Source organism: Serinicoccus profundi, from assembly GCF_008001015.1.
Classification (GTDB): Bacteria; Actinomycetota; Actinomycetes; order Actinomycetales; family Dermatophilaceae; genus Ornithinicoccus; species Ornithinicoccus profundi.
The window spans coordinates 192452-209894 of the sequence record NZ_CP042862.1 but is presented as its reverse complement, the minus strand read 5'-3'; the positions used below and the strand labels follow the sequence as shown (position 1 = coordinate 209894).

Here is a 17443-nt window from a genome sequence, read left to right as displayed (position 1 = left end):
GCCCCGACCTTGCGTCTGCGCCGCCGTCCGGCGCGCGAGCGCCAGCGCGAGGTCACCGACGGTGGCGTCGTCCTCGGTGTCGACGACGAGATCCAGCGGCGAGGCAGGTGCGCCCCCCGCGGCCTCACCGGCCGCGATCGCCGTGATCAACAGCCGCACTGGCTCACCCCAGCTCGCGCAGATCCGGGGTGAGGTGCTGGGCCAGCGAGACGGTCTCCGGCTCGAGCGCGGTGTCACCCAGGGCCAGGGTCATCTCCCGCACCACCCGCGCCGCGCTGTCGGGGTCGGAGCCCCCGAGCAGCCGCAGCAGGTCACGCCACAGGGCCTGGGCCCGCGGGACGAGGGTCAGCCCGTCACGCAGCACCCGCTCGGCGCCACCCGTGTCACCCAAGGAGGCGAGGCCGGAGGCGGCGTGCCGGGCCACCGCGGTGACGACGACGCGCGCGTCGCGGGCGGCCTGGTGGAAGGCCAGCCAGCTGTAGCGGGTGCCGGGCGTGCCGGAGAAGGTCTCACCGCGGGCCTGGCCCAGGACCTCGGCCAAGCGCTGCGGCTCGACGCCGCGCCGCCCGGCCAGGGCGGCGAGCTCCAGCCAGTCGACGTGCACCTCGCGGCCCAGGCGCCACCGGCCGGAGTCGTCGCGGTCCAGCAGGGGGCTGCCGTCCTCGCGGGTGCCCAGCCACTGGGTCGCCGACGCCAGGGTCGCCTCGACCACGTCGTCGTCGACGCCTCGCGGCCACAGCGAGATGCGCAGCACCGCGTCGTGGACGCCCTCGGGGTGCAGGGCCACGAGCGTGACGAGCTCGGTGAGCAGCTCCTCACGGGCCGGGTTGACCTGCCCCTGCGCGTGGACGACCACCGGCCCCAGGAGCCCGACGTGGGCGCGGGCCTCCTGGCGGTCCTGCATCGAGGCCGCGGCGTCGACGTGGGCGCGCCCGGACTCCGGCAGGGTGGCCACGGCATCCGCGGGTCCCAGCGCCGCGGCCCGGGCGGAGGCTTCGCGGCCGTCCTCCGCGGTGTCCCTGACCCAGCCGGCCACCGTCTCCAGGTCACCGTGACGGAGCCGACGGGCGGTGCCGGTGAGGCCGAGCACGCCGAGGTCGAGGTGGCCGGACGCATCCACGGCGAACCTCCACCGGGCGGCGAGGGTCTGACCCACGCACACCACGGACACCCCGGTGCGCCCGGCCGCGAGCAGCTCGGTGAGCTGCTGGGCCTCCTGCGGACCGGGGCTGCCCGACAGCACGATGACGTGCGGCCGGAGGTCGCCCCCGGCGCCGGCGGAGCGGCCGGCCAGGACGCCGTCGACGCCCAGGCGGCGCAGCAGGGTGCGGCGTGCGTCGGTGTCGCGGCGGCCGACCTGCAGGGCCTCCTCGATCGAGCGCACCTGGTCGATGCGGCCCGGCGCGAGCTCGGCGAGCGTGTCGGCGCTGCTGCCGGCGAAGCCGACCAGCGTGACCCGGGTGCCGTCCGACCAGGGGTGGGTGACGAGGTCGACGACCGTAGACAGGGCGACCTCGCGGGCCACCTGCTGGTCGCCCCCGATGCTGACCAGGCCCGGGGCGTACTCCAGGTCGATGAGCAGGTCGAAGCCGTGCGAGCGTGCGACGTTGACCAGTCCGGGCCAGGGCGCCGGACCGTCGACGGGGTAACCGGCGAGGTCGGCGGCGCGCAGGACCCAGACGCCGCCCTCCTCGGTCTGCTGCCAGGGGGCGGGGGGCGCGGCGTGCTCGCCGCCGCCCGCGAGGTGCACGATGACCTGGTCGTCGCCGACGTAGACCGCTGCGGCGTCAGGAAGGGCCAGGCCCTGCTCGACGCGTTCGGCCGCCAGGACCCGCAGACCGCGGTCGAGCAGCTCGGCGCGACCGCCGTCCGCCGCGAGCCGTAGTGCCTGCTCTGCCGCGCCCGGGTCGCCGTAGGGGCCCCGGCGGGTGGACAGGGCGAGGGCCAGCCCCGCCAGGACCATGCCTCCCCCGAGGGCGAGGTCACCGAGCGGGACCTCCTGGCCGTCCGGCACCGCCACCGGCCCGGCCCCGGAGTCGGACGAGGACGAAGAGACGTCGAGGTCGCCCGCCCGGTCGACCGCCTCGGAGCCGGCGCCACCCGCGGCATCCGCCGCGACCTGCGCCGTGCGGCCGCCGACCTCGTCGAGCACGGCCCGCGAGGTGTCGGGGGTCGTGGCAGGCGCGGCGGGAGTGGCCGCCGGGGCCTGGGTACGCACCGAGGTGATGTCCGGACCGGTCGCGTCGGAGGGCATGACGAGCTGCCACCCCGGCTGGATGAGGTCGGCGTCCTGGAGCTTGCGGCCGTCGGGCTGCACGCGGTCCTTGTTGAGCTGGTAGAGCTCCTTGTAGCGGTAGGGGTCGCCCATGGTGCGGTCCGCGATGTCCCACAGGGTGTCGTGGTGGCGACCAGCGGGCGGCTTGACCTCGTAGAACTTGGTCACGGTGACGCTGGACCTCGCCGACTCCCGGGCGGCGTCGTCCTCGGTGGCGCCCGCCGAGGCCTGCTCGATCGTCCCCACCTCACCGACCGTGAGCCCGCCACGGGCGCCCTGCTCGGCCGAGGCACCGGCCTCGGCGGTGCTGACCACGGAGGCCGCCGGGGCGCCGGTCTGGCCCGGTGCCTGACCCGTCATGGTGGCCGTGCCGGCCAGGAGCAGGACCCCGGCGATGAGCCGGCGCGCCACGAGCTGGGACCCACCACCGGCGGGCACCATGCCGGGCAGCCGCCCGGCCCGCACGGCGCGCCACTCGGCGACCAGGCAGACCACGAAGTGGGCCCACACCAACCAGACGAGGACGGCCACGATGTTGATGAGGGCCTCGGCGGTGACCGGGGCGGTCAACCAGTCCAGGCTCGGCGCAGACGTGGGCAGCGGGTTGCCCACGAGGAGGACCAGGCCGACGGGCACGCCGACGACGAGGACCAGCATCCCCAGGAGGGCCGCGAGGCCCTTGCCGACGTGCCGCTCGGACGCTTCCGCCCGAGGCAGGTGGTCGGCCGCGGTGCGCGGCTGGAAGCCCGAGGTCTTGCGGCGCTCGCTCGCGGGACGCTTCGGTGTGGTGGTGCTCATCGGTGATCCTCCCCAGATCTCTGCCGGCTCAGGTCACGGGCGGACCAGGGCCTGCACCTCGTTGACCTGCATGAGTCCCTCGCCGCTCTTGACGAAGGAGTGGAACGGCTGCCACTCGCCCATGATCCGGGCGTCGATCTGCCACTGGGCGTGGATCTCGCCCCGGTAGGCGTCGTCGGGCTGGGTCTGACTGGCCTGCTCGTAGGCGTGCCAGCAGGCGTTCGGGACGGTCTTGGGGGTGTCGTCCGCCTCGACCTGGAGCCCGGCGCCCGGGCAACGCACGACAGGGCCACCGCGCCCCTCGGGGTAGACGAGCAGCTCGGTGATCCGCCCGCGCATCTGGACGCCCGGGATGGACAGGTCGACGAGCAGCTCGTCGTCGCTGGCGTTGTAGAAGGCCACGTCGTCGTTGACCCAGGGCACCGAGGCCGGTGAGGACAGCATGATCGGGTCGGGCACGTTGCCGCGCCGCACGAACCGGTCGATGAAGGCCTGCTGGTTGGGCGTCAGCTCGGTGAGCTCGGGGTCGTCGGGCTCGTAGATCCAGATGCCCACCGCGAAGAAGAGGCCGCCGGGCTCGATGTCGAAGGTCTTGCGGTCGATGCCTCGCAGGCACCGGTGCCAGAAGTACTCGGTGCCCTCCGGCGCCGCCGGGAGCTCGGTGTCCCGCAGCTCCTCCGGCGTCAGCCGCTCGTGCCAGCAGTCCGGCAGGTCGTCACCCTTGAGGACCTCCCGGATGGTCGGTCCGTCCGAGGCACGCGCCGAGACGCAGACCCCACCGACGGAGTTGGGGGAGGCGATGAGCGAGCAGGCTCCCCCGCCGGTCTGGTAGGTCTTGATGCGGGTGCGGTTCTCCGAGGGCCACACCACGGGCTGGCCCTTGCGTGGCTCGGTGTTGACGCCGGCCTGGGCGGCCAGCGGCACAGCGGCGAGCAGGAGCCCGGCGGACAGGGTCGCAGCGAGGACTCCGCGGGCGCGGGGCGTGAGCTGACTTACCATGATCGTGTCTCCACCTCGGTGGTCGAACAGTTGAGTGCTCCGGAGTACAACGCCTCGACGAGATACTCCTCCTCGTCATCCGGATCCGTGACGAGGGAGTACTCGATCGACGACACCTCGAGGCCCTGCATGCCGTCGTCGGATCGAGAGGGATCTGCCGAGAACCCGTCCGTCACCATACAACCCTGGACCGACCATGTCCCGTCCTCGAGCTCGGTGACCTGCAGCGGGGCATAGGGAAGAGGCCCCGGGTAGGCCCGGCCGAACTCCTCCTCGAAGACCTCGACCAGGGCGTCGTGCCCGCTCTCGTCGAGGGTGGCCAGCCACTCCTCGTCGCGGGGGTCGTCTGCCGTCGCCGCCCGGGCGAAGGCCTCGTTGAAGCGGACCACTGCCTGGACGCGAGGGTCCTCCTCGAGCTCGCCAGCCTCGACCGACACCGGCGGCGGCTCGGCGGTGAAGGTCGCCCAGGTCTCCGGCTGATCGTCCTCGGCGGCGACACCCTCGTCGTCGGCCGGGGACTCCTGCTCGGCGTCCTCCTCCTCGGTCGCGTCCTGCGTCGTCGGCTCGGACTCCTCGCCCGTGGGCTCGGCGCTGGTCGGCGCCGCGTCGTCCGAGGCGAGCGCGGTCGGCGAGCTCTCCGGGACGTCGCTCGAGGTGCCGCACGCGCCGAGCACGAGGGGCAGCACGACGCCGGCGGTCAGCAGCCGCCACCGTCGTCGGGGAAGGGGGGTCGTCATCGTCATCATGGTTCTGGGAGGGGTCCTGGCTCGGGGTCGGGTTCAGGGTCAGGTCCGGGGGCCGGACCGGGGTCGGGGTCCGGCTCGGGGTCACCCGGGCCGGGGAGCGGATCGGGATCGGGGTCCGGCTCGGGCGCGGGCTCGAGGAGCTCCCCGGCGACCGGCTCGGCGCGGCCCTCCCCCGAGGCGCTCAGGCTGCGGACGCCGACCATGCCCAGGAGGGTCGTCGGGATCTGCGTCTGGACCCGGACCACCATGGTGTAGGGCCGCGGGCTGTCGTCGGCCGGCTGGATGTCGGTGACGCCGCAGCTGGTCACGGCCTGGCGCTGCAGGACCTGGGCGCAGTAGTCGCGCACGTTGCGGCGGGCCTCCTGCGGGTCCAGCGTGGCCGGCGGCTCCGGCTCGATCGCCTGGGCCCCCGCCCGAGCGGCCTCCTCGGCATACGCCACGGCCTGGCTGCGGGCGTTGAGCTGCCGGGAGGCGTCGATGACGAGCCCGGCGATCATGAGCAGGGCCAACGCCATGATGGGGATGAGCGGGAGGATCGAGCCGCGCTCGGCATCGGCCCGCAGGGACGTCACGAGCCGGTTCACGGGGCCACCCCGCGGTACCGGTCCACGACCGAGGCGAAGGAGGAGGAGGGCGAGACCCGCCCCGGGGCACCCGGCATACCGATGTCGGAGAGGGAGTAGGTGCAGCTCGCCTCAACGGTGAGGGTCGACCCGGGCTCGAAGTCGCCGGAGATCTGCATCGTGAGGCTGCGTGGGCACCCGTCGATCGCCTGGGTGTTCTCCCGGAGCACCGCCATCGCGCTGGAGCGGGCCTCCTGCATCGAGCGGGCCTGGGTGGCGACCCGCGCGGCGTCACGGGTGCCGGCCTCGAGGTGACCGTTGGCCCACGCGACCCGTCCGAAAGTCCAGGCGAGCGCGAGCATCAGCAGGATGATGGGCGCGGCGAAGGCGAACTCGAGCGCGATGGATCCGCGCTCGCGGGTGGCGGTATGCCGTCCCATGTCGTCCTCGTCTCGCTCGTGCTGGATCTGTGGTGGTCTAGGGGATGCGCTCGGGCTCGAGGAAGCGCTCCACGGTGCCGGAGGCGTCCGCCGTGGCGTTGAGCCGCAGGCCGGGCACGAGGGTGATGACCCGCCCGGTCACCGTGACCGTCACCCGGGCGGTGCCGTCGGCCTCCTCGAGGTAGGTGCTGCTCACCTCGGGCGCCACCAGCCCCGGGCCGCCGACGTTGGCCGCGAAGCGCTCCGTCCGGGCCAAGGCGTCCGGCTGCAGGGCGGCGTAGTCGGCCTGGTCCTCAGCAAGACGCAGCATGGAGACTCCTTCGCGGGCGGCGTGCGTGGCGGCGGCCCGACCGTAGAAGAAGAAGGCGGCCTGCAGGCTGAAGAAGATCAGCGAGAGCAGGACGGGGGCGATGATCGCCAGCTCGAGCGCCGAGGTGCCACGGTCCGCGACGTCCCGGCGCTCCCGCCGCACCCGCGTCAGCGGGCGGCGGCGTGCGAGCATCAGCAGGTGGCGCCGGGAGCCAGGTTGCCGCAGCGCTGGACCTCGGCGGCCCGCGACTGGATGACGTTGAAGACGGCCGCCCCGATGAGGGCGGCGGCGACGACGACGACAGCGGCGATCAGGGCCCACTCCAGCGCAGAGGCCCCGCGGTCCTTGCGGGCGAGCAGGTCGTGGCGGACGCGCAGTGCGTAGGCTCTCATCGGCTTCATGAAATCCCCTTAGTCATGGTGAATCGCCTGGTCACTACCAGGGTCGCAACTCACGATCGTTGCACAACTAGACAGACGATGCCAGTCGGTCATCGGTTCCCTCAGATCGCCCGTTCTGACATGAGCGCCACGAGAGCGGGGTAGGCGAGGTAGACGAGGAAGGCGATGACGAGCAGCATCTGGGCGATGAGCATCGACTGCGAGCGCTCACCCTCATCACCCTCGGCCTCGGAGAGCGCCTTGCGCCGCATCGTCGTGGCCCGCGCCGACAGCGACTGCCGGATCTTGGCGCCGTCGTCGGCCGCGAGCACCAGGGCCCCGGAGAGGCTCTCCAGCTCCTCCAGGCCGATGTCCTTGCCCAGCCGGCCGAGGGCCTCCCAGGGGGTGGTGCCGAAGAGCCGGGCGTTGGCCAGCGTCTGACGGATCCGCACGACCGACCAGTGATCGCTCACCGAGGACGCCGCGAGCAGCGCCTCGGGCAGGCCACGCCCACCGGCGAGGTTCATCGAGACGAGGTCGAGGAAGATACCGACCGTGCGGCGGAACTCGCGCCGACGCTGCTCGGCCTCGGCGCGCAGCGAGAAGTCGGGCAGGAAGAAGCCGAGCAGCCCGAGCAGGAGCCCGAGGCCCAGCGGCATCGTCGGTCCGACGTCCAGGCCGCCCAGGCGCAGCGCACCCCAGACCAGCGGACCGACGAGCAGCATGATCGTGCCGCTCACGACCTTGAGGGCGAGCATGGCGCCGACACTGCGGTTGAGGATCGTGAGATCGGCGCGGTGGCGGTTCATCTGCCACCCGCGCTGCGCGGCGAGGACCTCGAAGCGGTCGGCCAGGGCCGTCATGACCGAGCGGCCACGGCTGCTCATCTCCGAGAACGAGGAGTCGTAGTCGGACAGCGTGTGGGTCTGCATCGAGCGGGAGCCGGCGTCGATGCGGGCCACCAGCGTCGCGACACCCGGGCGCGGGCGCAGCAGGATGCGGATGAAGAGGTAGAGGCCCAGCCCGACCAGCCCCCCGGCGAGCATCGGCCAGATCATCGCGCTCATCCTCGACCACCTCGACCACCCCGGCCGGCCCGACCGGTCTGCGCGCCCTCGCGGACGTCGTCGAGCAGCTGCTCCATGTCGCGGGCTCGGGCCTCACGGTTGACGACGAGGAAGCGGCTGAGCTTCTGCGGCTCGGAGAGCCGGCGCATCCAAAGCAGACCACCGGCGAAGAGGGCGGCGACCACGAGGAGCACGCCCTGGCCGGCGAGGGTGCCGTAGGGCTCGACGTAGACCCGGTTGAAGAAGGCCAGGCCGCCCATGACCGAGAGCACGATGATGACGATGATCTTGACCGAACGACGGATGGAGCGGCGCCCCGCGGAGATCCGCCGGCGCATGTCCAGCTCCTCGCGGGTGGAGACGGCCAGCGCGCCGAGGACGTCGCGCAGGCCCGGGCCGCGCAGGCGGGCGTTGAGCACGAGCGCCGAGCAGATGACGTCGGCCGAGGGGTCGTCGAGGTCCTCGGCGAAGTGGATGAGCGCCTCGGAGAGCGGCTCGCGGATGCGCAGCCGGTCGACGAGCAGGTTGAGCGAGGACCGGATCGAGGGACCGGCGTTCACCGCGGTCGCGGGGATGGCCTGCTCCAGACCGACGGCACCGGCGATGGTGTCGCGCAGCGACTCGGTCCAGGTCGCGAGCGACTCCAGCTTGTTGATGCCGGCGGTCTCGGCCCGGGCGTCACCGGTCAGCTGGTCCCACAGGCCGGCCAGCAGACCGACCCCGATCGCCGCGACGACCCACCGGGTGAGCAGCAGCACGAGCAGGCCCACGGTGATCCCGACGACCAGGCGCCGGCTGATCCCGCCGAGGGTGACCCCCGAGAACTGCCGGGGCGTCGAGGGGTCCCGCTCGGGCAGCCCGACCACGGCCAGGACCGCGACATACAGCCCGAGACCGACGACCGCGCCGGTCGCCATCGGCAGCAGCAGGGTGTAGAGCTGGCCCATCAGTCCCACCGGGTGACCGGCGTCGGCGTGTAGCCGAAGGGCACCAGGTCATCGATGCACTCGATCGGGGCCTTGGCCCGCGCGACCCCGTCGGGACCGGCCGCGAAGACCTCGGAGGAGAGCACCCGGCCGTCGACGCCGGTGACCTCGCGGATCGACTGCACCCCGCGGCGGAGGCCGCCACCCGTGGCGTGCTCGTTCTTCTTGCGCAGGAAGACGACGAAGTTGACCGACCCGGCGATGAGCATGTGCGTGGCCTCGACGGGAAGGTTCTCCTCGGCCTGCAACGCATACGTCGCGATGCGGTTGAAGACCTCCATCGAGGAGTTGGCGTGGATCGTCGACAGCGACCCGTCGTTGCCCTGGCTCATGGCGTTGAGCATCGTGACGATCTCATCACCCAGGACCTCACCGACGATGACCCGCGAGGGGTTCATGCGCAGGCTGCGACGAACCAGCTCGGCCATCGTCACCATGCCGACGCCCTCGGAGTTGGGCAGCCGCTCCTCGAAGGCGACGACGTTGGGGTGCTGGTCCTCGAACTTGTCGAGCCCCAGCTCCAGCGCCCGCTCCACGGTGATGAGCCGCTCCTCGGACGGGATCTCCGCCGCCATCGCGCGCAGCATCGTCGTCTTGCCCGAGTTGGTCGACCCGGCGATCATGATGTTCTTGCGGGCCGCGACCGCCGCCTTGAGGAAGCGCATGACGTCCTCGTTGAACGTGTTGGTCGCGAGGAGGTCCTCCAGGCTCACCTGGCCCAGCCGCGCGCGGCGGATCGACAGGGAGGGTCGCTGGCAGACGCCCATGACCGCCGACAGGCGCGAGCCGTCCGGCAGCCGCAGGTCGAGCTGGGGGTTGGCCGAGTCGAAGGGGCGCGAGGTCAGGCCGACGTTGGCCGCGAGGATCTGGATGAGCTCGATGAGCTCCTCGTCGCTGTCCGCGACCGGTGGGGCCGTCTCCTCGTGACCGTCGGCATACCCCACGAAGACGCGGTCGCAGCCGTTGATGTCGATGTTCTCGACCTCACGGTCCTCCAGGAGCGGCTGGAGCCGACCGACACCGAAGAGCGCAGCGTGGATCGCGGCCGCGACCCGCTCCTCCTCCTCCGCCGTCGGGGGCACCCGTCCCTCGGTGATCATGAGGGTGGCGTGGTCCTCGAGGACCTGCACGATGAGCGAGCGGGCGAAGTGACGCTCGTCCTCGCTGCTCATCGGCGAGCGGCCGGCGACCTCGTCGCGGCGGCGCTGCTGGTTGAGCCGGTCGGCGACCTGCGAGCGCAGGGTGCGGACCAGCTGGTTCATCTCCTGCTGCTGCTCGGGGGTCGCGCCGGCGAGCAGGGGGGACGAGGTGCTCATCGCAGGCTCCATCTCTTCTTGCGTGGGCGTGACCGGCTCGACCGGGTCTCCTCCGCGGCCTCACCGTCGCCGGCCGCCTCGGCGTCGGCGTCACCCTCCGTGGTCCCGCTCACGCCCTCCTCCGGTATGCCGTCGGCCGACTCCTCCTGGTCCTCCCCCTGCGCGGTGGTGTCGGGGCCGGTGGCGGCCTCGGGTGCGGGGGCCGCGGCGATGCTCGGCCCGACGGCAGCCACGAGGCGCTGGACGAGCGAGCGGCCGGAGCGCACGAGCATCGTGCGCTCGGGCCGGGACACGGGGTCGCCGTGGAACATCCGCTCCGGGCGCGCGTCGAGGGCCACCTGGCCCAGGTCGAGCACCTCGGGGAACTCGGCGCGCACCGTGGCGATCGCCGAGGACGCCTCGTCCTGCTGCTGCACCCCGGACAGGGCGATCAGCCCGATCCGCGGGGCGTCGGCGCCGAGCGCGGCGAAGGTCTGGGTGATGACGGTCAGCCGCTCCCGCATGTGCATGACGCTGGCCGGCTCGGCCCGCACCACGCCGACCACGAGGTCGCTGCGCTGCACGAGGGACAGCTGCCCCGACCGCGCGGCGAGCTGGCCCGCGTCGACGACGACATCGGTGCCGGGCAGCTCGCGGAAGGCGCGCGCCAGGGTCGGCCACAGCGCGGCGGAGGCCTCGGCCTGCTCGGAGGTCTCCAGCCCGACGAGCACCCGCTGGCCACCGAGGGCGACCTGGGAGTGGTCCATGACGACGCCGGAGGACAGGCCGTGCCGGGCGAGCGGCAGCAGGGTGAGCAGGCCCGGGTGCTGGGTCAGCGCCATCCCGGACTCCGAGGGCAGCCGCATGAGCAGGTCTCCGCCGTTGCCGTCCGCGTCGACGAGCAGCGTCGGGCGGGGCCAGAGGGCGGCCACGAGCATGGCGGTGCTCGTCACCCCGGGGGCGCCCTTGGCGCTGAAGAAGGAGATCAGTGCCATGCCGCGCTCACTCCGTGCGCCAGTCGACCACCGGTGCGGTGTCGGCCGGGAGCACCGCCAGGGCCGCGGTGCCGGTCACGCTGGCCGTCACCACGGAGGCGACGACGTCCTCGGGCAGCAGCAGGGTCACGTGGATGGTGTCGCTGGTGTCGACCTGCGCGCCGACCGCGACCACCTTGGCCGCACCGACCAGCTCGGTCGCGTCCTCGGCGGCGGCGACGGCCGACTCCTGCGCCGTGGCGAAGACGCGCACGATGTCGCCCGCCTCGACGGCATCCGAGGGCCGACCCGGGGAGGCGATGACCACACCGACCTGCTGGGCGCCGGCGGGCGCGAGCTCGGAGGGGGTGAACATCTGCCCGGACACCAGGCTGCCCGCGGGGATAGTGCTCACCGCCTGGGAGCCGACGAAGCGCTGGAGGGAGTCGGCGCTCACCACCTGGGCACCGTCCTCGAAGGCGATCTCGGCGACCCCGAAGTCGTCCTCGGTGACCTGCTGGCCCTGGCGGATCGTGTCGTTGGCGACGAGGACCTGCACCCGGTTGCCCGTGCGGTAGACCAGGAGCGCGCTGCCGAGCGCCCCGACCAGGACGAGGAGGAGCGCGAGCAGCGCGAGGGCCGGCCGCTTGTCGCGGGTGCGCGCGGGCAGGCGCGAGGGCGTCGCACCTGAGGTGGCGGTGGTCATACGGTGTCGTCCCCTTCCGGCACAGACCGGAGCGTCGTCTCGATGGAGTGGCGATCACCGTGGGGTGCTCAGCCGACGTCCACTCTAACCCTGACCACGGGTTATCCCTAGCGACTCAGGCTCGGAATCGGTGTCATAGTGAAGCCATGAGCGACATTCCCAGCATCGCCGTCACCGATCTCGCCGACGACGCCACGGTCGTGGACGTCCGGGAGCCAGAGGAGTGGGCGGCCGGCCACGCGCCGGGCGCCGTGCACCTCCCCCTCGGCGACCTGCCCGCGCGCATCGACGAGCTGCCCGAGACCCCCGCGTCGCTCGCCGTGGTCTGCCGCAGCGGTGGGCGCTCCGGCCGCGCCGTGGAGTGGCTCGTCCAGCAGGGCTTCGACGTGGTCAACGTGGACGGTGGGATGCAGGCGTGGGACCGCGCGGGCAAGCCGCTCGTCGGCGGGGCCGACGGGCAGGACCCCTCGGTCCTCTGACACCTTCTGGCAGGATCTAGCGTTTTCTAGTTTCTTCGCGAGATTGGTCCAGAAAACCCTCGCGAGCTAGGGTCGCGACCATGTCGACGCCCCGTCCCGCACCCCTTTGCATCGGCACCCGGGTCGTCGTGCGGCACCTCATCGAGGGCGGCGAGCGGGCGACCGACACGGTGGGCGAGCTCGTCTGCTCCACCGACGTCGACGTCGTCGTCCGGAGCCGCCAGGGTGACGTGTCGATCGCGCGGGCGGACGTCGTCGTGGCCAAGGAGGTGCCTCCGCCCCCGTGGCGACTGGCCGCCTTCCTGCGGCGGGCCGGGGTGGCCGTGCTGGACCTGGACGGGGTGCTGCGGGCCTTCGACGCCGAGGGCGCACGCTCCCGCAGCGAACGCGAGCTGGGGCTGGACCACCTGGGTTTCCTCGACGTGGCGTTCGACCTTCCGTCAGCACGGGCCATGGTCATCGGCGACGGCACGTATGCCGGGTGGGTCGCAGACCTGCGGGCGCGACTGCTCGAGCTCGGTCACGCCGAGCCACTGGTGACGAGGGCGATGGAGCGCTGGGAGCGCGACCGGGGAACCCCCATCGCGTCGACCGTCGAGCTGCTCGAAGAGATCGCGGGCCGCGGCACCCCGACGTTCGTCTTCACCAACGGCACCGACCGCGTGCCGCACGAGCTGGAGCAGATCGGCCTGGGGCACCTCGTGCCGATGCTGCTCAACTCCCACGTGCTGGGCTTCGCCAAGCCGGCACCCGAGGCGTATGCCGTGGCGCACGCCGAGATCGAGCGGCGCCTCGGGCGGCCGGTCGGTCGGGCGGAGGTGCACTTCACCGACGACCGCGTCGGCAACGTCGATGCGGCGCGGGAGTTCGGCTGGCAGGCGCAGGTGTTCGCCCCACCGAGGTGAGGTGTAGGCCGCAGGGCGACCCAGGGGCCACCTCGCGGCCCTGCTCCGGCATACCGGGCCGCGGCGAGGGCGCCGACGGCGTCACGACGGTGAGGATGCCTGCCCGTGCACCGATCCTCCCCAGGAAAGCCGCCCACAGCGGCGAGGATGCCTGCCCGTGCACCGATCCTCCCCAGGAGAGCCGGCCACAGCGGCGAGGATGCCTGCCCGTGTACCGATCCTCCCCGCTGTCGGCAACCCACGGTGCCGGCGACCCAGGGGCTCAGCGCAGCAGGCGGGACATGCGGCGGTCGGCCAGCGGCTTGCCGCCGGTCTGACAGGTGGGGCAGTACTGCAGCGAGGAGTCGGCGAAGGCGACCTCGTGCACGGTGTCACCGCACACCGGGCACGCCTCGCCGGTGCGGCCGTGGACATTCATCCCCGCCCGCTTGGCGTCCTTGAGCTGCGCCGCAGGCTTGCCCTCGGCCGCCATCACCGCCGCCTCCAGCGTCGTGCGCAGCGCCTGGTAGAGCACGGCCACCTGCTCCTCGCTCAGCCCCGCCGCGAGGGCGAAGGGCGAGAGCCGCGCCGCGTGGAGGATCTCGTCGGAGTAGGCGTTGCCCACCCCGGCGATGACCGACTGGTCGCGCAGCACCCCCTTGATCTGGGTGCGCCGCCCGGCGAGCAGCGCCGCGAAGGCGGCCTCGTCGAAGTCGTCGGCGAGCGGGTCGGGGCCGAGCGAGGCCACCCCCGCCACGTCGGCGGAGTCGCGGACGACATAGGCCGCCAGACCCTTCTTGGTCCCCGCCTCCGTGAGGTCGAAGCCGGCGCCGTCGTCGAGGCGCACCCGCAAGGCGATCGGGCTCTTGCCGGGCCGGATCATCGTGCCGGGCACCTCGTCATACCAGCGCAGCCAGCCGGCCCGGGCGAGGTGGAAGACCAGATGCGTGCCGTCGACGTCGACATCGACGAACTTGCCGTGCCTCGACACCCCGTCGACCGGGGCGCCGACCAGGGCGCTCGGCGGCGGGTCGAAGGTCTTGAGGACGGCGATGGAGCCCAGCTCGACATCGGTGACGACCCGCCCCGTCACCCGCTCGGACAGGAAGTCGGTGAGGGCCTGCACCTCGGGCAGCTCGGGCATCAGCCCTCCTCCCCCGACCGGGTGCGGGCCCCCACGAGCAGCTGGTGGAGCCCGAAACCGTTGGACGCCTTGAGCATCGGCACCTGCACCCGTTTGCCGAGCAGCTCATCGGTGGCCACCGGGAGACCGCTGGAGAGGACCTGCTCGGCCGGGGTCAGCTCACGCAGGCAGATGGCCTCGACGGACTCGGGGTGCTCCTGGGCGAACTCGCCGTAGATCACCGGGTCGTGCTGCCCGTCGTCGCCGACGAGGATCCAGCGCATCCCCGGGAAGTCCTCCCGCAGCCGCCTCAGCTCGGCCTCCTTGTGCTCCTGACCGGACCGGAACCAGCCGGTGTTGGTCGGCCCCCAGTCGGTGAGCAGCATCGGCCCCACGGGGTAGTCGTGGCGGCGCAGGAAGCGGGTGAGGGCCGGAGCGGTGTTCCAGGCGCCGGTCGAGAGGTAGAAGACCGGCATGCCGTGCGCCTCGGACAGCAGGGCGCGGTACATCGCGCTCATCCCCGGCACGGCCTGGCGAACCTGCTCGGAGCGCACGAAGGTGTTCCACCCGGCGATGAAGATACGCGGCAGGTGGGTGACCATCACCGTGTCGTCGATGTCGCTCACCAGGCCGACGCCGACGGCCGGGTCGACGACGAGCACCGAGACGGTGAGGGAGTCCCCGTTGCCGAGGTCGAGGTGCGCCTCCTGCCACCCTGGCTCCAGGCCGTGACCCTCGATCTCGACGTCGACGTAGCCGCCCCGGTCGGTGCGCGCGGTCACCTCGGCCTCCCCCAGCCGGACGTGCACCCCGACATCGACCGCCGGGGCGGTGAGGAAGAGCCGCCAGCCCCGCTGCGCGATGTCGAGCAGCGACTCCTGCGCATGGGTCAGCGCGGTGCGGGACTCCTCCGGCTCGTGCCGGGACAGCAGCACCCGGGCGAAGATCCGGGCCCGCGTGGGAGTGCCGTAGCCGGTGTAACCGAACAGCCGCTCGTGCCAGCCGCGCCGACGCAGGCGGGAGTCCAGCCGTCGTCGGACGGAGTCTTCGAGCAGGGCGGCGATGTGGGGACGCGCCATGCGCACACCCTAGCCGCCGAGGCGCGACCAGGCCGCTGCGAGCAGCAGCACCCCGGCGAGCACGCTGCCGGAGCGCTCGAGCAGCCGCGAGTGGCGGGCGAGGAAGGTCTGCCACCCCGGCGCACCCAGCAGGATCCACACCAGCACCGCCCACGACCGGGAGAAGCCGAAGGCCGCGCCCAGGAGGACCGCCGACCACCACGGGGGCACGACGAGCAGCACGAAGGCCGCCGCGAGGTAGGACGCGGCCGAGGGCACGAGGGTCCGCCAGCCGCAGCCGTACTCCAGCCCGAAGCGGAAGCCGCCGCGCGCCATACCCCGGCCGAAGACCTCCTGCGGGATGAGCGTGGCCCGCTGCGGCAGCGGCAGCGCGGGCGAGGCGAGGTCGAGCACGACGAGCGCGAGGACCACCACGACGAGCAGCGCCAGGCGCACCGTCTCCGGGACCGGGCTGATCAGGCCCGACAGCACGCCGAGCGCCAGCCCGGTCGTGGCACCGCCGAGCGTCGTCCCGACAGCGAAGGCCCCCCACAGGGGGAGTTGGAGATGTCGGCCCCGGACCGAGGCCACCAGCGCCCACGCGCTGTTGACGCCTCAGGTGGAGCCGGAGAGCGCCAGCCCGGCGACGGTCACCGCGAAGAGGGCGGGGACGACCCAGACCGGGCCTCCGGCCGGCAGCAGCGCCGCGCTGAGCAGCACGCCGACCCCGCCGAGGAGCAGCAGCAGCGGGAGCGGGTCCGCCGCCCACCGGCGACGGGTCGAGATCCCGGTCGCGGCGTCGGAGACGACCGGGAGGTCGGGATCCTCTAGATCGCCCATGGGCAGATCGTGGCCAGGCAGGAGCCGGAGCCCGAGCAGGTCCAGCCGTCGGAGCACCGGTAGGTGCGGCCGTCGCTGAACTTCCAGTTCCAGGAGTCGTAGACGCCGTTCCAGCAGTCGTCCGGGCGGTGGGTGTAGTAGCGGTCGGCCCCCGGGCCGTTCTTGTGCCACGCCACGACGTTGCCGGCGCCCGAGCGGTACTTCCAGCAGCAGGCCCGGTCGGTGCACATCGGCGAGGGACCGCACGGTATGCCGTTCTCGGTGTGGTCGCGCGCGTAGGTCGCGCACGGCCCGGTCGAGGTGTCGGTGTAGTCGAGGAAGTAGGCGGCCTGCGCCTTGGCGCGGCCGCTGCCCTTGTTGATCAGCGCCAGGGACCCGACCCCGACGGCGGTGCCCGCGCCGAGCACCCGGGTGAGGAAGCCGCGTCGGCTCGGGCGCTCGCGCAGCCGGTCGCGCAGGCGCCCCGTGTCGGCCTCCGGAAGATCCTCGAAGCGCATCATGACGGGCTGTCCTCCCTGATCGACAGTGGCGTGCGGGACTGGCGGAGCCAGCCGGAGAGGTCGGTGTCCTCCTCGGGCAGCAGGGCCGCCCGGAGGGTGCCGCGCGCGTCGACGAGCGCGAGGTAGGGCGTCGCCGGCACGGCCAGCCGGTCCATGACGGCGCGGCCCTGCGGGACGCAGGTGAGCCGGTCGGCACCCTGCGCGTCGAGCAGGCCGGGCTCGCAGGAGCCGGCCGAGACCAGCGCCAGGGCGGTGGAACCGTCGCGGACCGAGGGGTCGGCCGCCAGGGCCCGCAGGGTGAGGGCGCAGGAGCTGCAGCCGGGTGAGACGAAGGCGAGGAGGGTATGCCGCGCGGCCGGGTCGAGGAGGTCCGCGGCCAGGTCGTCGGGGACCCGGAACCCCACGAGCTCGCGGGTGGTGCGGGCACCGGTGGCGCCCGGGGCCGAGCCCGCCGCCGCTCCCCCCTCGAGCTGCTGGGTCAGCAGGCTGACCTGGCGCAGCAGCCCGGCGAGGCCGAGGGCCAGCAGGGCGATGGCGACGAAGGCGAGCACGAGGGCCGAGGCGGTGAAGGTCATCGGGCCACCCCCGCCAGCGTGGTCAGCCGCGCGGGGACGGCGCGGGCGGCGGGCAGCGCGGCGGTGGCCACGGCCAGCGCGAGACCGGCGCAGGCAGCCACGACGCCCTGGGCCCAGACCGGCGCCCCGGAGGTCGAGGACCAGGGTCCCGAGGGCAGCGCGAGCGCCGTGACGGCGAACGCGGCGAGCAGGCCCGCGCGCACGACGCTCCAGTGGGTCAACGGTGTCGTCCCGAGGCCGCAGCCGCAGGGCACGTCGGCCCCGGTGGTGCGCCGCAGCGCGAGCAGGAGGTATGCCGTGAAGCCGAGGCACAGGAGCACGGCACCGAGGGCGGCCACCCGGGTGGGGAGGGGCGCCAGCAGGCCGACACCGCCCGCCAGCAGGGCGAGCGCCAGCACGACCTCCGTCGGCCCGAGGAGGAGGGCGAGCGCGCGGTGGTGGGGAC

General features: G+C 73.2%; 20 protein-coding genes and 1 pseudogene. 2 read left to right on the top strand and 19 right to left on the bottom strand.

The genetic code is table 11. The annotated features are described in order from the left end of the window. Positions 1-163 precede the first annotated feature (163 nt). The 12 genes from FA582_RS16280 to FA582_RS00905 all read right to left on the bottom strand — a co-directional run bounded on the left by FA582_RS16280 (position 164) and on the right by FA582_RS00905 (position 11539). The gene (locus tag FA582_RS16280) at positions 164-3073 is read right to left on the bottom strand and encodes a LysM peptidoglycan-binding domain-containing protein (RefSeq protein ID WP_010145933.1); all 2910 of its coding nucleotides are present in this window, start codon (positions 3071-3073) and stop codon (positions 164-166) included. A 33-nt stretch (positions 3074-3106) separates the two neighbouring features. Continuing rightward, complete coding sequence (locus tag FA582_RS00955; protein ID WP_010145934.1) at positions 3107-4072, bottom strand: hypothetical protein; 966 nt, start codon at positions 4070-4072, stop codon at positions 3107-3109. After that, positions 4066-4809 carry a hypothetical protein gene (locus tag FA582_RS16275; protein WP_158640845.1) on the bottom strand — a complete coding sequence of 248 codons (744 nt, stop codon included), beginning with the start codon at positions 4807-4809 and terminating at the stop codon, positions 4066-4068. Before FA582_RS16275 ends, FA582_RS00955 begins: the two co-directional genes overlap by 7 nt. 5 nt (positions 4810-4814) lie before the next feature. Next, positions 4815-5402 (bottom strand): TadE/TadG family type IV pilus assembly protein, encoded by a 588-nt coding sequence (locus tag FA582_RS00945; RefSeq protein ID WP_010145936.1) that lies wholly within the window; start codon positions 5400-5402, stop codon positions 4815-4817. After that, positions 5399-5821: a TadE/TadG family type IV pilus assembly protein gene (locus FA582_RS00940; RefSeq protein WP_010145938.1), complete on the bottom strand. Its 423-nt coding sequence runs from the start codon at positions 5819-5821 to the stop codon at positions 5399-5401. The genes FA582_RS00945 and FA582_RS00940 overlap by 4 nt, the downstream gene beginning before the upstream one ends. 37 nt (positions 5822-5858) lie before the next feature. After that, complete coding sequence (locus FA582_RS00935; protein ID WP_010145939.1) at positions 5859-6323, bottom strand: TadE/TadG family type IV pilus assembly protein; 465 nt, start codon at positions 6321-6323, stop codon at positions 5859-5861. Further along, entirely contained in the window at positions 6323-6532 is a 210-nt protein-coding gene (locus tag FA582_RS00930) for a hypothetical protein (RefSeq protein WP_010145940.1), read from the bottom strand. Before FA582_RS00930 ends, FA582_RS00935 begins: the two co-directional genes overlap by 1 nt. Before the next feature lie 101 nt (positions 6533-6633). Then, the gene (locus tag FA582_RS00925; RefSeq protein ID WP_202798057.1) at positions 6634-7578 is read right to left on the bottom strand and encodes a type II secretion system F family protein; all 945 of its coding nucleotides are present in this window, start codon (positions 7576-7578) and stop codon (positions 6634-6636) included. After that, a complete protein-coding gene (locus tag FA582_RS00920) occupies positions 7575-8525 on the bottom strand; it encodes a type II secretion system F family protein (protein WP_010145942.1) in 951 nt (316 codons plus the stop codon). The genes FA582_RS00925 and FA582_RS00920 overlap by 4 nt, the downstream gene beginning before the upstream one ends. Next, positions 8525-9880, bottom strand: coding sequence for a TadA family conjugal transfer-associated ATPase (locus FA582_RS00915; protein WP_237707453.1), 1356 nt, complete (start codon positions 9878-9880; stop codon positions 8525-8527). The genes FA582_RS00920 and FA582_RS00915 overlap by 1 nt, the downstream gene beginning before the upstream one ends. Continuing rightward, positions 9877-10854, bottom strand: a complete 978-nt coding sequence (locus FA582_RS00910; RefSeq protein WP_010145944.1) for a CpaE/TadZ family protein — start codon at positions 10852-10854, stop codon at positions 9877-9879. The genes FA582_RS00915 and FA582_RS00910 overlap by 4 nt, the downstream gene beginning before the upstream one ends. Before the next feature lie 7 nt (positions 10855-10861). Further along, positions 10862-11539 carry an SAF domain-containing protein gene (locus FA582_RS00905; protein WP_010145946.1) on the bottom strand — a complete coding sequence of 226 codons (678 nt, stop codon included), beginning with the start codon at positions 11537-11539 and terminating at the stop codon, positions 10862-10864. Between the two features lie 146 nt (positions 11540-11685). On the opposite strand from FA582_RS00905, the gene FA582_RS00900 reads away from it, so the two are divergent. Together FA582_RS00900 and FA582_RS00895 are read left to right on the top strand one after the other, a co-directional pair. Beyond that, the gene (locus tag FA582_RS00900) at positions 11686-12018 is read left to right on the top strand and encodes a rhodanese-like domain-containing protein (RefSeq protein ID WP_010145947.1); all 333 of its coding nucleotides are present in this window, start codon (positions 11686-11688) and stop codon (positions 12016-12018) included. Between the two features lie 80 nt (positions 12019-12098). Continuing rightward, on the top strand, positions 12099-12923 hold the full coding sequence (locus FA582_RS00895; protein WP_010145948.1) for an HAD family hydrolase: 825 nt from the start codon (positions 12099-12101) through the stop codon (positions 12921-12923). A 262-nt stretch (positions 12924-13185) separates the two neighbouring features. On the opposite strand, the gene FA582_RS00890 is transcribed toward FA582_RS00895, so the two are convergent. The 7 genes and pseudogenes from FA582_RS00890 to FA582_RS00860 all read right to left on the bottom strand — a co-directional run. Continuing rightward, positions 13186-14046, bottom strand: coding sequence for an Fpg/Nei family DNA glycosylase (locus tag FA582_RS00890; protein ID WP_010145949.1), 861 nt, complete (start codon positions 14044-14046; stop codon positions 13186-13188). Beyond that, the gene (locus FA582_RS00885) at positions 14046-15104 is read right to left on the bottom strand and encodes an App1 family protein (protein WP_010145950.1); all 1059 of its coding nucleotides are present in this window, start codon (positions 15102-15104) and stop codon (positions 14046-14048) included. The genes FA582_RS00890 and FA582_RS00885 overlap by 1 nt, the downstream gene beginning before the upstream one ends. 9 nt (positions 15105-15113) lie before the next feature. Beyond that, positions 15114-15674, bottom strand: coding sequence for a hypothetical protein (locus FA582_RS00880; RefSeq protein ID WP_010145951.1), 561 nt, complete (start codon positions 15672-15674; stop codon positions 15114-15116). Positions 15675-15698: 24 nt separating this feature from the next. Beyond that, on the bottom strand, positions 15699-15923 hold the full coding sequence (locus FA582_RS00875) for a hypothetical protein (RefSeq protein ID WP_010145952.1): 225 nt from the start codon (positions 15921-15923) through the stop codon (positions 15699-15701). Further along, positions 15911-16423, bottom strand: coding sequence for a twin-arginine translocation signal domain-containing protein (locus FA582_RS00870; RefSeq protein ID WP_010145954.1), 513 nt, complete (start codon positions 16421-16423; stop codon positions 15911-15913). Before FA582_RS00870 ends, FA582_RS00875 begins: the two co-directional genes overlap by 13 nt. Further along, complete coding sequence (locus FA582_RS00865) at positions 16420-16998, bottom strand: thioredoxin domain-containing protein (protein ID WP_010145955.1); 579 nt, start codon at positions 16996-16998, stop codon at positions 16420-16422. Before FA582_RS00865 ends, FA582_RS00870 begins: the two co-directional genes overlap by 4 nt. Then, positions 16995-17420, bottom strand: a pseudogene (locus tag FA582_RS00860) (MauE/DoxX family redox-associated membrane protein); the annotation flags it as partial. The gene FA582_RS00865 and the pseudogene FA582_RS00860, both read right to left, overlap by 4 nt. Positions 17421-17443 lie beyond the last annotated feature (23 nt).